14 protein-coding genes are annotated in these 14405 nt (G+C 66.2%); 9 read left to right on the top strand and 5 right to left on the bottom strand.

Annotated elements, in window-relative coordinates:
• Positions 1-76: 76 nt before the first annotated feature.
• On the bottom strand, positions 77-919 hold the full coding sequence (locus tag MNAB215_RS26630; protein ID WP_077082366.1) for a type IV toxin-antitoxin system AbiEi family antitoxin: 843 nt from the start codon (positions 917-919) through the stop codon (positions 77-79).
• A 148-nt stretch (positions 920-1067) separates the two neighbouring features.
• Here MNAB215_RS26630 and fabG1 point away from each other — a divergent pair, with 148 nt between their 5' ends.
• The 3 genes from fabG1 to MNAB215_RS26615 are packed head-to-tail and all read left to right on the top strand — an operon-like array spanning position 1068 to position 3729.
• Positions 1068-1823, top strand: coding sequence for a 3-oxoacyl-ACP reductase FabG1 (gene fabG1, locus MNAB215_RS26625; protein WP_077081435.1), 756 nt, complete (start codon positions 1068-1070; stop codon positions 1821-1823).
• Between the two features lie 49 nt (positions 1824-1872).
• The gene (gene inhA, locus MNAB215_RS26620; protein WP_077081434.1) at positions 1873-2682 is read left to right on the top strand and encodes an NADH-dependent enoyl-ACP reductase InhA; all 810 of its coding nucleotides are present in this window, start codon (positions 1873-1875) and stop codon (positions 2680-2682) included.
• Between the two features lie 6 nt (positions 2683-2688).
• Positions 2689-3729 (top strand): ferrochelatase, encoded by a 1041-nt coding sequence (locus MNAB215_RS26615; RefSeq protein WP_077081433.1) that lies wholly within the window; start codon positions 2689-2691, stop codon positions 3727-3729.
• 10 nt (positions 3730-3739) lie between these two features.
• Here the strand turns inward: MNAB215_RS26615 and MNAB215_RS26610 are convergent, their stop codons facing one another.
• Positions 3740-4678: a hypothetical protein gene (locus tag MNAB215_RS26610; protein WP_077081432.1), complete on the bottom strand. Its 939-nt coding sequence runs from the start codon at positions 4676-4678 to the stop codon at positions 3740-3742.
• A gap of 57 nt (positions 4679-4735) precedes the next feature.
• Here MNAB215_RS26610 and MNAB215_RS26605 point away from each other — a divergent pair, with 57 nt between their 5' ends.
• From MNAB215_RS26605 to MNAB215_RS26595, 3 genes are read left to right on the top strand one after another with little or no spacing between them, the layout of a single operon-like run.
• Positions 4736-5170 (top strand): NfeD family protein, encoded by a 435-nt coding sequence (locus tag MNAB215_RS26605; RefSeq protein WP_077081431.1) that lies wholly within the window; start codon positions 4736-4738, stop codon positions 5168-5170.
• 48 nt (positions 5171-5218) lie between these two features.
• Entirely contained in the window at positions 5219-6361 is a 1143-nt protein-coding gene (locus tag MNAB215_RS26600; protein ID WP_077081430.1) for an SPFH domain-containing protein, read from the top strand.
• A gap of 9 nt (positions 6362-6370) precedes the next feature.
• Positions 6371-6727 (top strand): DoxX family protein, encoded by a 357-nt coding sequence (locus MNAB215_RS26595; RefSeq protein ID WP_077081429.1) that lies wholly within the window; start codon positions 6371-6373, stop codon positions 6725-6727.
• A 15-nt stretch (positions 6728-6742) separates the two neighbouring features.
• On the opposite strand, the gene MNAB215_RS26590 is transcribed toward MNAB215_RS26595, so the two are convergent.
• The 3 genes from MNAB215_RS26590 to MNAB215_RS26580 form a co-directional block, all read right to left on the bottom strand.
• Positions 6743-7021 carry a hypothetical protein gene (locus MNAB215_RS26590; protein ID WP_077081428.1) on the bottom strand — a complete coding sequence of 93 codons (279 nt, stop codon included), beginning with the start codon at positions 7019-7021 and terminating at the stop codon, positions 6743-6745.
• Positions 7022-7090: 69 nt separating this feature from the next.
• Complete coding sequence (locus MNAB215_RS26585) at positions 7091-8083, bottom strand: S1 family peptidase (protein ID WP_077081427.1); 993 nt, start codon at positions 8081-8083, stop codon at positions 7091-7093.
• Positions 8084-8130: 47 nt separating this feature from the next.
• Positions 8131-8892 carry a TVP38/TMEM64 family protein gene (locus tag MNAB215_RS26580; protein ID WP_077081426.1) on the bottom strand — a complete coding sequence of 254 codons (762 nt, stop codon included), beginning with the start codon at positions 8890-8892 and terminating at the stop codon, positions 8131-8133.
• Positions 8893-9084: 192 nt separating this feature from the next.
• Here MNAB215_RS26580 and mutA point away from each other — a divergent pair, with 192 nt between their 5' ends.
• From mutA to meaB, 3 genes are all read left to right on the top strand, one after another.
• Entirely contained in the window at positions 9085-10962 is a 1878-nt protein-coding gene (gene mutA, locus MNAB215_RS26575) for a methylmalonyl-CoA mutase small subunit (protein ID WP_077082365.1), read from the top strand.
• A 4-nt stretch (positions 10963-10966) separates the two neighbouring features.
• A complete protein-coding gene (gene scpA / locus MNAB215_RS26570; protein ID WP_077081425.1) occupies positions 10967-13219 on the top strand; it encodes a methylmalonyl-CoA mutase in 2253 nt (750 codons plus the stop codon).
• Positions 13220-13392: 173 nt separating this feature from the next.
• Entirely contained in the window at positions 13393-14382 is a 990-nt protein-coding gene (meaB, locus tag MNAB215_RS26565) for a methylmalonyl Co-A mutase-associated GTPase MeaB (RefSeq protein WP_077082364.1), read from the top strand.
• Positions 14383-14405: the final 23 nt, after the last annotated feature.

Raw genomic sequence — 14405 nt, 5'->3', positions numbered from 1 at the left:
CGCCGCGAGCCTGACCTGGCTGCTTGCCGCGAGCCTGACCTGGCTGCGATTTTTCGCCGCGAACTTCACTGTGTGGTTAGGCTCGCGACGCTCGTGCTTCCCGCACTCGATAAATGATGTCCCCGGGGTGGTCCTCCGCGACGACCCGGACCACGATCCATCCGTAACGGTGCGTCACTTTTTCGTGCCGGCGGATGTCCTTCCGATAGTGGTAGCGACTGGTCGCATGATGTTCGCCGTCGTACTCGACCGCGACCTTGATGTCCTCCCATCCCATATCCAAATAGGCTTCTGACCAGCCCCATTCGTTGCGGACCGCGATCTGGGTTTGCGGACGCGGGAACCCCGCGCGGATCAAGAGCAGGCGCAGCCAGGTTTCCTTGGGCGATTGCGCACCGCCGTCGACCAGGTTGAGCGCGGTTCGGGCGGCTTTGATACCGCGGCGGCCCCGGTAACGCTCGACCAATTGCTCGGCGTCAGCCATTTTCAGATGGGTTGCCTGAACGAGGGCATCGATCGCCGCGACGGCGGGGTCCAGCGGAAAACGACTGGCCAGATCGAGTGCCGTTCGCTTCGGTGTCGTCACGCGCATGCCGTCGACAACGCAGATTTCGTCGGACTGGATGCGGTCCTCCCAGATTTGCACGCAGGGCTCGCGGCGCGCGTTGGTGTCAATCATCGCAGCGGGAAGAGTTGCGTTGATCCATTTGGCGCCGTGGAGCGCTGAAGCCGAGTAGCCGGCCAGGATCCCACGGCGGCGCGAGCGTAGCCAGAGCGCTTTGGCGCGCAAGTGCGCGGTCAACTCGACGTCGCGCGACAAATACACGTCTTTGTGCAGCGCGACATACCGACTGCGCAATTGATAGGGCGTTAGCGTTCCGGCGGCTAGGGCCTCACTGCCCAGGAAAGGGTCCGTCATGGCCGAAGTCTGCTGCGTCACACTGACATCGCTGTGCGAGTCGAACCGCACCGCGAAAATGTGCCTCGCAAACCGCAGTCAGGTCAGGTTCGCGGCCCAAAACGGGGCAGATTGCAGCCCCGCCGCGTCGGGACGATAAGTTGGCCAGGTGACCGAAGTAGCCACCGAGCTCGCCACCGCCGGCGGCAAACCCGCATTCGTATCCCGTTCAGTCCTGGTGACCGGGGGAAACCGGGGGATCGGTCTGGCGATCGCGCAGCGGCTGGCCGCCGACGGCCACAAGGTGGCGGTGACGCACCGCGGATCCGGTGCGCCCGAGGGGCTGTTCGGGGTCGAGTGCGACGTCACGGACAGCGCAGCCGTCGATCGCGCTTTCACGGAGGTCGAAGAGCATCAGGGCGCGGTCGAAGTGCTGGTGTCCAACGCCGGCATCTCCGCAGATGCGTTCCTCATCCGGATGACCGAGGAGAGGTTCGAGAAGGTCATCGACGCCAACCTGACCGGCGCGTTCCGGGTGGCCCAGCGCGCCTCGCGCAGCATGCAGAAGAAGCGGTTCGGCCGGATGATCTTCGTAGGATCGGTCTCCGGCAGCTGGGGCATCGGCAACCAATCCAATTACGCGGCCTCCAAGGCCGGCCTGATCGGCATGGCGCGCTCGATCTCCCGGGAGCTGTCCAAGGCCGGGGTGACCGCGAATGTGGTGGCCCCCGGCTACATCGACACCGAGATGACCCGCTCGCTGGACGAGCGGATCCAGGCCGGGGCGCTGGAGTTCATCCCCGCCAAGCGGGTCGGCACCGCCGAGGAGGTGGCCGGGGTGGTCAGCTTCCTGGCGTCCGAGGATGCGAGCTACATCGCCGGTGCGGTCATCCCGGTCGACGGCGGTATGGGTATGGGTCACTGACCCAACAACTTTGGCTTATCAGCACTTTCCCTGAAAAGGAGCCAGCACAATGGCAGGTTTGCTCGAAGGCAAGCGGATCTTGGTCACCGGCATCATCACCGACTCCTCGATCGCGTTTCACATCGCCAAGGTGGCGCAACAGGCGGGGGCGCAGTTGGTGTTGACCGGATTCGACCGGTTGCGGCTGATTCAGCGCATCGCCGATCGGCTGCCGGAGAAGGCCCCACTGATCGAACTCGACGTGCAGAACGAGGAGCACCTGGCTTCTTTGGCAGATCGGGTCAGTGCCGAGATCGGCGAGGGCAACAAGCTCGACGGCGTCGTGCACTCGATCGGCTTCATGCCGCAGACGGGTATGGGCATCAACCCGTTCTTCGAAGCGCCCTACGAAGATGTGGCCAAGGGCATCCACATCTCGGCGTATTCGTATGCTTCGCTGGCCAAAGCGTTACTGCCGATTATGAATTCCGGTGGCTCCATCGTCGGTATGGATTTCGACCCGACCCGGGCGATGCCGGCGTACAACTGGATGACGGTCGCCAAGAGCGCGCTGGAGTCGGTCAACCGTTTCGTGGCGCGCGAGGCCGGCAAGTCCGGAGTGCGCTCGAATCTCGTTGCCGCCGGCCCGATCCGGACGCTCGCGATGAGCGCGATCGTCGGTGGTGCGCTCGGCGAGGAAGCCGGCGCGCAGATGCAGCTGCTCGAGGAGGGCTGGGACCAGCGTGCCCCGATCGGCTGGAACATGAAGGACCCCACGCCGGTCGCAAAGACGGTGTGCGCCCTGCTCTCCGAGTGGTTGCCCGCCACCACTGGGTCCATCATCTACGCCGACGGCGGCGCCAGCACCCAATTACTTTAGGGAACAATGGAATTCGATGCCGTCCTGCTGCTGTCCTTCGGCGGACCAGAAGGTCCCGAGCAGGTGCGGCCTTTTCTGGAGAACGTCACCCGCGGCCGCAACATACCGCCGCAGCGCCTCGACGCCGTCGCCGAGCACTACCTGCATTTCGGCGGGGTGTCGCCGATCAACGGGATCAACCGCGACCTGATCATCCAATTGCGCGCCGAACTGAGTGACCGGGGCCTACCGCTGCCGGTCTACTTCGGCAATCGCAACTGGGAACCGTATGTCGAGGACACCGTTAAGACGATGTGCGACAACGGTATTCGCCGGGCAGCTGTGTTCACCACGTCGGCGTGGAGTGGATACTCCAGCTGCACGCAGTATGTCGAGGACATCGCCCGGGCGCGCGCGGCCGCCGGGTCCGATGCGCCCGAATTGGTGAAGCTGCGAACTTATTTCGACCATCCGCTGTTCGTCGAGATGTTCGCTGGCGCCATCGCCGCGGCAGCTGACACGTTGCCGGCCGAGCTGCGGGACGAGGCCCGGCTGGTTTTCACGGCGCATTCGATTCCCCAGGCCGCCGATCAGCGCTGCGGCCCGCATCTCTACAGCAGCCAAGTCGCCTATGCCACAAGGCTTGTCGCGGCCGCTGCAGGATATGTCGACTATGACCTGGCCTGGCAATCGCGATCCGGTCCGCCGCAGGTGCCCTGGCTGCAGCCCGACGTCGACGACCAGTTGAGGAGCGTGGCCGCCGCTGGCACCAAAGCCGTCATCGTCTGTCCCATCGGCTTTGTCGCCGATCACATCGAGGTGGTGTGGGATCTGGACAACGAGTTGCGCGACCTTGTCGAGGCAGCCGGCATGGCATTCGCCCGTGTCGCTACGCCCAACGCCGATCGGCGATTCGCCCAGCTGGCGGCGGATTTGATCGACGAACTCCGCTACGGCCGGCCACCAGCGCGGGTGACTGGTCGCGACCAGGTGCCGGGTTGCCTCGCCAGCGTCAACGCTGCGCCGTGCCGTCCGCCGCATTGCGCGGCCGCCGCCGCGGCGGATTAGCCGCAGCCGATTAGTCGTTCCAGGCCGAGTTCATGATCGCGGTGACCGCAGCCATGCGGGCGGAACGCACGACGCCGTTCAGCGGCCGCAGTGCGTCACTGGCGATTTGAGCCTGCGACGACGACTGCGTCGCAACCGGCTCCAGTACGGCGGCCACGCGGGCGCCGAAGTGGTCGGAGTCGGGCAATCGGCTCAGCCCGGCGCTGACTGCGATGATCGCGTCGACATGCGCGGCGTTTTCCAGTACCCGCAGCGCGCGGGTCGGCGCATGGTCGGGAATTCGATGTTGCCGTGTGGATTCCAGTAACTGCTCGACAAGTCCACGCGGATCGTCAACGTCGGCTGCGGATTCCAGTCCGATGGTCCCCAGCGCGTCGGCGGCCGAGCGCACCGCCGCACGCAATGCGTATTCGGCATCCCCGAGTTCCTGATGATCGACAACGGGCGCCCCGGGCAGCGAGTACACAATCCACGACAGTGCACACAGTTCAGCGTCATCGGGCTCGTCGTCGGTTTCCTCGCCGGCATAGGAGAACTCCGGCACCAAGCCGACCGCCGCGCCGGGGTCGTCGGGATTGGTGATGATCACCGCCTCGCCCGCGGCCAGGGCGTCTCGCCCGAACTGTGTTCCGGGTGCCAGTCCGCGCACGTCACCGGGCACCGGCAACACCACGTTGATCGTGCCGCGCATTTGACGCGGCACTCCCGGTGCGGCAGGCACCGCCGGCCGGCCGACCGCGGCGCGCAGCATCTGCAACAACGAGACCGTCCCGGCGTCGTGCACGTCGGGCCAGGGCAGCCCCGTGTGGCCCGCGGCGACCGCATCATACGCGGTAACCGATTGCTTTGGTGCCCAAAGAGATAACGCGTCCAAGACGTCGTCGGGCGCGGCTTTACCCGCGAGCCAGGCATTGGCCCACAGGGAGAGCGAGACACTGGGACACCACATGAGATCGCAGTGTAGTTGTTCGGTCCGGCAAAGGCGGATCACGCGTATTCTGGCCGCATGCCGGCCGGTGTGATTTGGCTAATATTCGCGCTGGTGCTTGTCGGTGCGGAGGCCCTCACCGGCGATATGTTCTTGCTAATGCTCGGCGGTGGCGCCCTGGCCGCATCGCTAACCAGCTGGCTGGTGGGTTGGCCGGTGTGGGCGGACGGGGCGGTGTTCCTGATCGTGTCGGTGACGCTGGTGACGCTGGTGCGGCCGGCGGTGCGGCGGCGGCTGACCCCGGCCGGCGGCCTGCAGCTGGGCATCAAGGCGCTGGAGGGCAAAAGCGCCGTGGTGCTCGATCGGGTCGCCCGCGACGGCGGTCAGGTGAAGCTCGAAGGCCAGGTGTGGACAGCGCGTCCCTTCAACGACGGTGATGTCTACGAGCCGGGCGAGTCGGTGACCGTCCTGCACATCGACGGCGCTACGGCGGTGGTGTTCCGCCACACCTAGCCGATCGGCAAAGACGCTGCGAAGACGCTGCGAGAGAAAGGAATTCCGGTGGAAGGTGCGTTTGCGGGATTGGTGTTGCTCGCCGTCCTGGTGATAGTTGCCGTCATTGTGGTGGCCAAATCGGTCGCGTTGATCCCACAGGCCGAGGCCGCGGTGATCGAGCGGCTGGGTCGCTACAGCCGCACGGTCAGCGGTCAGCTGACGTTATTGGTGCCCTTCATCGACCGGGTGCGGGCGCGCGTCGACTTGCGCGAGCGGGTGGTGTCGTTCCCGCCGCAGCCGGTGATTACCGAGGACAACCTGACGTTGAACATCGACACCGTCGTCTACTTCCAGGTGACCGTTCCCCAGGCCGCGGTGTACGAAATCAGCAACTACATCGTCGGTGTCGAGCAGCTCACCACGACCACGCTGCGCAATGTCGTCGGTGGCATGACGCTCGAGCAGACGCTGACTTCCCGCGACCAGATCAACGGCCAGCTGCGTGGCGTGCTCGACGAGGCGACCGGCCGTTGGGGGCTGCGGGTCGCGCGGGTGGAACTGCGCAGCATCGACCCGCCGCCGTCGATCCAGGCGTCGATGGAGAAGCAGATGAAGGCCGACCGCGAGAAGCGGGCGATGATCCTGACCGCCGAAGGTAACCGGCAGGCCGCGATCACACAGGCCGAGGGTGCCAAGCAGGCTCAGATCCTGGCCGCCGAGGGCGCCAAGCAGGCCGTGATCCTGGCCGCCGAGGCCGACCGACAGTCCCGCATGCTGCGCGCCCAGGGTGAGCGCGCGGCGGCCTATCTGCGAGCGCAGGGGGAGGCCAAGGCGATCGAGAAGACGTTCGCCGCGATCAAAGCCGGCAGGCCCACCCCGGAGATGCTGGCCTACCAATACCTGCAGACGCTGCCGCAGATGGCGCGCGGTGACGCCAACAAGGTGTGGGTGGTGCCCAGCGACTTCAGCGCCGCCCTGCAGGGGTTCAGCAGACTGCTGGGCACGCCCGGCGAGGACGGCGTGTTCCGGTTCGAGCCGTCTCCGGTCGACGAGGCAACCAAGCACGCGACCGACGGCGACGACCCCGATGTCGCCGATTGGTTCAACACCGAGACCGACCCGGCCATCGCCCAAGCGGTGGCCAAGGCCGAGGCGATAGCGCGCCAGCCGGTGGACGGGTCGGGGACACCGCCCGAGTTGACCCGATAGGGTTTGGGCATGAGCGTTCTGGGTTCACCGAAGACCTATGCCGCGCTTGCCGCATTCCACGCGGTCGACGCGGTGGCGGCCGGAGTCCAAGTGGCTCCCGTCAAGAAAGTTCTGGATGACGTCGGAGTTCCGGAAGAGATTCGCCCGGTGTTCCCGGTCGTCAAGGCTGCCGCCGCGGTCGGCCTGGCGTCGGTCACCCGGTTTCCCGGCCTGGCGAGGCTGACGACGGCGATGCTGACGCTGTACTTCGTGCTGGCCGTGGGTGCGCACATCCGGGTGCGAGACAAGGTTGTCAACAGCCTTCCGGCGGTGATTTTCCTGGTCCTTGTCGCCGCGATGACGGCGAAGGGCCCGGACCAGACCTAGGCCGGCCCGACGTTCTCAGGAGTGCGGGGGCGGCGGCAGCGGCAATCCCCCGGGCGTCGACGCGGGCGCGCTCGCGGTCGACGCGGGCGACGGCACCGGGTACCCCCCGGGTGTCGGCACCGACGACAACTGTGGCGGGTATGGCGGCGGAGGCAGTTCGACACGGACTGTGAAGACCAAGCCGGTGATGGCAAAGGCGACGATCGCGCCGATTACCACGCCCAGCAGCCCGGCGCCGACCACCAGACCGATGGAATGGCGCCGTGCGCCGGTGTGCGTGTCCTCGGTGCTCATGTGGCTCCCCACGTTTTTATCGACGTTTGATGGCGCATCATCACGGAAGATGCAGCGCGCCAACGTTAATCAGCGTGGCTCCGCGGCCTCGTTGGTGACGACGGTGAGGTTCCACGTTTTCAGCCATGGCTGGACGAGCTCCGCGACCGAAAATTTCGCCGGGGCCGAGCAGCCCGCTCTGGGATTGAGCGGATTGCCACCGCGTATGTCGATTCCCACCGCGCTGGCAGTGCCGTCGCTTTGGACGGCGTAGACCGGCCCGCCGGAATCACCGCATTGGCCGGCCGCGGCGAACACGACCTTGCTGCCGGTGATGTCGAGGACTTGGCCGCACTCTTCGTGGCCGGTGGTCATGCCGTACTTGCACAGCTGCTGTCCGACCCACAGGTCGGTCGCCACGCCAGAAACCGGCAGCGAAGCCGCGATCGCCGAAGTCTGCGGGACAGACTCGCCGTCGAGCATGATCAGGCCGATGTCGTGTTGGTCATCGCCGGACCCCTCATTGATAGTCCGGCTGAACCTGCCCAGCATCGCGTAGGGCAGGATGCCGCCCAGGTTCATCGTCACCCTGCTCGGATTGCCGGGCCGATTGCAGTGGCCGGCGGTCAAAAACCCGGGCTGGCCGGTGCTGGTGCGCACCAAAAAGCCAGCTGTGCAGCCCATTCCACTGGACCCGCTGGCATATTCGACGTAAATGCCCGCTCCGGGGCCGATCGCGCTTGCCGAGGGTAGGGCGATCGGTGATAGGACGGGCTGCGGGGTGAGGTCCTGCAAAGGATCGGAGTCCTTGGGCGGCACCCAAATGGCCACCACGAACACGCCCGCGCTGATCAGTGCGGTGATCGTCACTCCTTCGCCACGCAATCTGGGTGGCCGTGACGGTTTGGGTAGGACGCTCGCCGGGACTTGCCTGGGCTGGCCCGAATGCTTGATGCGATTGAGTACCAGTGACATGGCGGCGACGGTCACCGACGCCATGGCTCCCAACAGGAGCAGCACCGTGCGAAGCCCCGCGAGGTGCAGGCCGCCGTCGGTAAACACCAACGCGCAGACCCGCACCATTTACTTGATCTTTCAGGCAACGGGCCGTGCACTCAAGAGTGGGTCTGTCAGCCGACGGTCGCCGGCTCCGAAGCGGGCTCGTTGGGCCGCGATGAGCTGTGCTTATGCCGCCGGTAGTTGCGAACCTCGAAGAACAACCCCGTCAGGCCCAGGAGGCTTGTACACACCGACACCGCGACCAATGTCGGGCTGGGATGGCCGGTCAGCGCGTCGCAGAGGAGTACCAGCGCAGCGGTGCCGGGCAGCAGGCCGGCGACGGTGGTCAGCGCGAAGGGCAGGATGCCGACAGCCGATGCCCCGGCGGCGTAGTTGAGCGCCGAGAAGGGCAGCACGGGGATCAACCGCAGCGACAGGAACGCCACCCAGCCCCGCTCGCGCAGTTGCCGGTCCACCCGTTGGACTGACTGATGGTTGGCTAGTCGATTCAGCTGCCAGCCAGCGGTGCGCACCAGCACTGCGGCGAGTATCGCGCTGACGGTGCTGGCGGTCACCGCGATAGCCACCCCCAAAACCGGGCCGAACAGCAGTCCGGCGGCCAGGGTGAACGGGGTACGGGGGATGGGAAAGATCGTGATGAAGATATGTGCGAGCAGGAATGCGAACGGAAACCATGGGCCGACCGAGTGTGCCCAGTCGCGCAGCTGCACCGCGCTGGGCAGCGGAAACCATATGGCGGCCGCAACAAAGAGTGTGATGCCGAGCACTGCAACCATCGCCCGCGGGCGCGACAGCCGGCGTGCGGTTGTCCGCAACGCGCGCGCGAGACTACGCAGCGTGTTGGTGGTTTTGGCGGTGGCGGGACCCGTCACGAGGTTTAAGACTACGGGGCCGCTATGAATAAACCGTTGCCCGTCGTTGGCGTTTCGATCCGGACGGGCCCCGATGTTCGGGTGTCGTCATTTTTTCGCAGCGGGTGCGATCAATTAGCCTCATTAGTAAGTTCCAATCCCGAATCAACCGGATAGCAGCATCGCCAGGTGCTGCGAAAACAGGAGCAGTCGGTGTCCATTGACGTACCCGAGCTTGCCGACCTAGAACAGGTTCGCGGGCGCTGGCGCAGTGCGGTCGCCGGTGTTCTTTCCAAGAGCACCCGCAAAGACCCTGCTGAGTTGGGAGACCAACCCGAAGAGCTGCTGGATGCCGCGACCTATGACGGGTTTGTCATCCGGCCCCTCTACACCGCCTTCGACGAGTTGCCGGAGCCGCCGTTGCCGGGCGAGTGGCCTTATCTGCGCGGCGGCGACGCCCTGCGTGACGTCAAGTCCGGCTGGAAGGTCGTCGAGGCTTTCCCGGCCGCCGGGGTAACACCAGCCGACACCAATTCGGCGGTGCTCAGCGCTCTGGGCGATGGCGTGAGTGCGCTGCTGATTCGGCTGGGGGCGCCGGGGACGGCGCCCGGGGATCTCCCCGACGTGCTCGCCGGTGTCCACCTGAGCATGGCGCCGGTAATCCTCGACGCCGGCGCCGACTACCCGACTGCGTCCGCCGCCATGCTGTCGCTGGCTGCCGAGGTGGAGGCCGACCAACGCGCGCTGCTGTCAATCGACCTGGGTGGCGATCCGCTGACCGCGCCGCTGAGCGGTCGTCCGGCTCCGACGGTCGAGCAGGTCGTCGCCGTGGCTGCGCGCGTGGCCGCCGATCACGGGGTGCGGTCGATCACTGTCGACGGGCCGGCGTTCCACAACCTGGGGGCCAACGCGACGTGGGAGCTGGCCGCCAGCATCGCGACCGCGGTGGCTTATCTGCGGGTGCTCACCGGATCGGGCTTGTCGGTCAGTGAGGCGTTGGGCCAAATCAGCTTCCGGCTGGCCGCGGACGACGACCAATTCATGACGCTCGCCAAGATGCGGGCGGTGCGTCAGCTATGGGCACGGGTCGCCGAGGTGGTCGGTGACCCCGACGGCGGCGCGGCCGTGGTGCACGCCGAGACGTCACTGCCGATGATGACCCAGCGCGACCCGTGGGTGAACATGCTGCGCTGCACACTCGCCGCCTTCGGCGCGGGTGTCGGAGGGGCCGACACCGTGCTCGTGTCCCCGTTCGACATCGCCATTCCGGGCGGGTATCCCGGCACGGCTAGAAGTTTCGCACGCCGTATCGCCCGCAATACCCAGCTGCTTTTGCTGGAGGAGTCACACGTTGGCCGGGTGCTGGACCCCGCCGGCGGGTCGTGGTTCGTCGAAGACCTCACCCAACGGCTTGCGCAGCAAGCCTGGCAGCACTTCCAAGATGTGGAGGCGCACGGCGGATTCGTCGACGCCCGCGACTACGTCGCCGACCAGATCGCCGAAGTGGCCGCGCGCCGCGCCGACGACATCGCGCATCGGCGGACCGCGGTCACCGGCGTCAACGAATTCCCCAACTTGGGTGAACCTGCTCTGCCGCAAACGAATTCGTCAACCTTGCCGGAGGCGCAGCGGAACGTGCAGCGCTATGCGGCACAGTTCGAGGGGCTGCGTGATCGCTCCGACGTCTTTGTAGCCCGCACCGGGTCGCGGCCGCAGGCGTTGCTGCTTCCGCTGGGCCCGTTGGCCGAGCACAACATCCGGACCACCTTCGCGTCCAACCTGCTGGCATCGGGCGGCATCGAGGCGGTCAATCCGGGCACAGTCGATGCCTCCGGTGTCGCCGCGGCCGTTGCGGACGTCGCCAAGGGGGAGTCGCCGGTTGTGGTCGTTATCTGCGGCACCGACAAGCGCTACCTCGACGAGGCCGCCGGCATCGTGGAGGCGGCCCGAAGCGCCGGGGTGGCGTGGGTCTACCTGGCCGGACCGGAGAAGGCGTTGCCGGACGGCGGGGACCGGCCCGACGAGTTCCTGACCGCGAAAATCGATGCGGTTGAAGCCCTTTCGAATCTGTTGACCCGGTTAGGGGCATAGCCACATGACGACCACCACGCCTGTGATCGGCAGCTTCTCCGATGTCCCGCTGCACAGTGATCGTGCGGTGCAGCCAGCCACCGAAGCCGGCGTTGAATCCCATGTCGCCGCGGCGGCGTCAGCGCACTGGTACACGCCCGATGAACTCGAGTGGCATACGCCCGAAGGCATCGACGTCAAACCGGTGTACATCGCCGCCGACCGTGCCGCCGCGGAATCGCAGGGCTACACGCTGAACAGTTTTCCGGGTGAGCCGCCCTTTGTCCGCGGCCCCTATCCGACGATGTATGTCAATCAGCCGTGGACAATCCGTCAGTATGCCGGGTTCTCCACGGCCGCCGAATCCAACGCGTTCTACCGTCGCAACCTGGCCGCCGGTCAGAAGGGTCTGTCGGTCGCCTTCGATCTGGCCACCCACCGCGGTTACGACTCAGACCATCCGCGCGTCGCCGGTGACGTCGGAATGGCAGGTGTCGCAATCGATTCCATTCTCGACATGCGGCAGCTGTTCGACGGCATCGACCTGTCCACGGTGTCGGTGTCGATGACGATGAACGGGGCAGTGCTGCCGATCCTGGCGCTGTATGTGGTGGCGGCCGAGGAGCAGGGGGTGCCGCCGGAGAAGCTGGCCGGCACCATCCAGAACGACATCCTCAAAGAGTTCATGGTGCGCAACACCTACATCTACCCGCCCAAGCCGTCGATGCGGATCATCTCCGACATCTTCGGCTACACCAGCGCCAAGATGCCGAAGTTCAACTCCATCTCGATCTCCGGCTATCACATCCAAGAGGCCGGTGCCACAGCGGATTTGGAGTTGGCCTACACCCTGGCCGACGGTGTCGCCTACATCAAGGCGGGCCTGGACGCTGACTTGGACATCGACAAGTTCGCGCCCCGGCTGTCCTTCTTCTGGGGCATCGGGATGAACTTCTTCATGGAGGTCGCCAAGCTGCGCGCCGGCCGGCTGCTGTGGAGTGAACTCGTCGCCCAGTTCAACCCGAAGAGCTCGAAATCGCTTTCACTGCGCACACATTCGCAGACCTCGGGTTGGTCGCTGACCGCGCAGGACGCTTTCAACAACGTCGCACGCACCTGCATCGAGGCGATGGCCGCGACCCAGGGCCACACCCAGTCGCTGCACACCAACGCACTGGATGAGGCGCTGGCGTTGCCCACCGACTTCTCGGCCCGGATCGCCCGCAACACCCAGCTGTTGTTGCAGCAGGAGTCGGGCACCACGCGGCCGATCGACCCCTGGGGCGGCTCCTATTACGTGGAATGGCTGACTCATCAGCTGGCCCAGCGGGCCCGCGCCCACATCGCGGAGGTCACCGAGCACGGCGGCATGGCCCAGGCCATCGACGACGGCATTCCCAAGCTGCGTATCGAGGAGGCGGCCGCGCGCACCCAGGCGCGTATCGATTCCGGCATCCAGCCGGTGGTCGGCATCAACAAGTACCAGGTCGAAGAGGACCAGGACATCGAGGTGCTCAAGGTCGAGAACAGCCGGGTACGTGCCGAGCAGCTGGCGAAGCTCAAAGACCTACGGGCCAGCCGCGACCAGGGCGCGGTCGACGCCGCCCTGGCCGAACTGAGTCGTGCCGCCGCCGCGCACGGCCGCGCCGGCGAAGACGGGCTGGGCAACAACCTGCTGGCGCTGGCGATCGACGCGGCCCGGGTCAAGGCCACCGTCGGGGAGATCTCCGATGCGCTGGAGAAGGTCTACGGGCGTCACCAGGCGGAGATCCGCACCATCGCCGGCGTCTACCGCGACGAAGCTGGAAAGGCCGACAACATGGCAACCGCCAGCCAGTTAGTCGAGAAGTTCGCCGAGGCCGACGGCCGCCGCCCAAGGATTCTGGTGGCGAAGATGGGCCAGGACGGCCACGACCGCGGGCAGAAGGTGATCGCGACGGCGTTCGCCGACATCGGGTTCGACGTCGACGTCGGATCGCTGTTCTCCACGCCCGAGGAGGTGGCCCGCCAGGCCGCCGACAACGACGTGCACGTCGTCGGCGTGTCCTCCCTGGCCGCCGGGCACCTGACGTTGGTTCCGGCGCTGCGTGACGCGATGGCCGCGGTGGGCCGCCCGGACATCATGATCGTGGTCGGCGGCGTGATCCCGCCCGGCGACTTCGACGAGCTTTACAAGGCCGGGGCCGCCGCCATCTTCCCGCCCGGGACGGTGATCGCCGACGCCGCCATCGGCCTGCTGAACAAGCTTGCCGAGCGGCTGGGTTACGACCTGAGCTAGGCGCATCGCAGATGGTCACAGCTGACACATTGGTTTCCGTCCCGGAGGACAGTGACTTTGCCCGCCTCTGAGCGACAACGCGAACGGTATCGCCGCTTCCGCGGCCCTTGGCGGCCCGATTGTCGCTTAGAGGCGGGCAAAACGTCCTATCCCTCATGCCGCCGGCGGACCGGATGACAGCCGGCAACAACGACACGGTCGACACTCTCGCCAAGGCCATCCGCAGCGGCGATCGCGCGGCGCTGCCGCGAGCCATCACCCTGCTGGAGTCCACTCGCGCCGATCATCGCGAGCGGGCACAGCAGTTGCTGCTGGAGTTACTTCCCGACGCGGGCAACGCCCATCGGGTGGGCATCACCGGCGTCCCGGGGGTCGGAAAGTCCACCACCATCGAGTCGCTCGGCATGCAGCTGATCGAGCAGGGGCATCGGGTGGCGGTGCTGGCCGTCGACCCGTCGTCCACCCGTACCGGTGGGTCGATTCTGGGTGACAAGACCCGGATGGCGCGCCTGGCGGTGCACCCCGACGCCTACATCCGCCCGTCACCCACATCGGGGACTCTGGGCGGCGTAGCAAAGGCCACCCGGGAGAGTGTCGTCCTGCTGGAGGCCGCCGGATTCGACGTGATCCTCATCGAAACGGTCGGGGTCGGGCAGTCCGAGGTGGCCGTTGCCAACATGGTCGACACCTTCATTTTGCTGACCCTGGCGCGGACCGGCGATCAGCTACAGGGCATCAAGAAGGGCGTGCTGGAGCTGGCCGACATCGTGGTGGTGAACAAGGCCGACGGCAAGCATCTGGCCGACGCGCAATCTGCCGCGCGGGACCTCACCTCGGCGCTCAGGTTGATCTATCCACGCGAAACCATTTGGAGGCCACCGGTTCTCACGATGAGCGCTGCCGAAGGCACGGGGCTGACGGAGTTGTGGGAAACCGTCGAACGTCACCGCAAGGTGTTGACCGAGGCCGGGGAGTTCGAAGCGCGGCGACGTGCCCAGCAGGTCGACTGGACTTGGCAGATGGTCCGCGACACCGTGTTGGACCGGGTGTTGTCCAACCCGGCCGTGCGCAAGATCCGCGCCGATGTGGAGAGTCAGGTCAAAGCGGGGGAGCTGACTCCTGCACTCGCGGCCCAGCAAATACTGGACGCGGCGTCTCGCTAACGGAACGGTCAATTTCTAAAGTT

Origin of the sequence: Mycobacterium numidiamassiliense, assembly GCF_900157365.1 — a bacterium.
Classification (GTDB): Bacteria; Actinomycetota; Actinomycetes; order Mycobacteriales; family Mycobacteriaceae; genus Mycobacterium; species Mycobacterium numidiamassiliense.
Note: the sequence above shows the minus strand (reverse complement) of the source record. Positions and strands in the feature narration are given on the sequence as shown.

What these genes read in the sequence shown, in the direction of transcription:
- inhA (WP_077081434.1), top strand. Translation starts at nt 1,873, where the DNA reads ATGGCAGGTTTGCTCGAAGGCAAGCGGATCTTGGTCACCGGCATCATC.
- MNAB215_RS26590 (WP_077081428.1), bottom strand. Translation starts at nt 7,021, where the DNA reads ATGAGCACCGAGGACACGCACACCGGCGCACGGCGCCATTCCATCGGT.
- scpA (WP_077081425.1), top strand. Translation starts at nt 10,967, where the DNA reads ATGACGACCACCACGCCTGTGATCGGCAGCTTCTCCGATGTCCCGCTG.
- MNAB215_RS26615 (WP_077081433.1), top strand. Translation starts at nt 2,689, where the DNA reads ATGGAATTCGATGCCGTCCTGCTGCTGTCCTTCGGCGGACCAGAAGGT.
- MNAB215_RS26585 (WP_077081427.1), bottom strand. Translation starts at nt 8,083, where the DNA reads ATGGTGCGGGTCTGCGCGTTGGTGTTTACCGACGGCGGCCTGCACCTC.
- MNAB215_RS26630 (WP_077082366.1), bottom strand. Translation starts at nt 919, where the DNA reads ATGACGGACCCTTTCCTGGGCAGTGAGGCCCTAGCCGCCGGAACGCTA.
- MNAB215_RS26605 (WP_077081431.1), top strand. Translation starts at nt 4,736, where the DNA reads ATGCCGGCCGGTGTGATTTGGCTAATATTCGCGCTGGTGCTTGTCGGT.
- MNAB215_RS26610 (WP_077081432.1), bottom strand. Translation starts at nt 4,678, where the DNA reads ATGTGGTGTCCCAGTGTCTCGCTCTCCCTGTGGGCCAATGCCTGGCTC.
- MNAB215_RS26595 (WP_077081429.1), top strand. Translation starts at nt 6,371, where the DNA reads ATGAGCGTTCTGGGTTCACCGAAGACCTATGCCGCGCTTGCCGCATTC.
- meaB (WP_077082364.1), top strand. Translation starts at nt 13,393, where the DNA reads ATGACAGCCGGCAACAACGACACGGTCGACACTCTCGCCAAGGCCATC.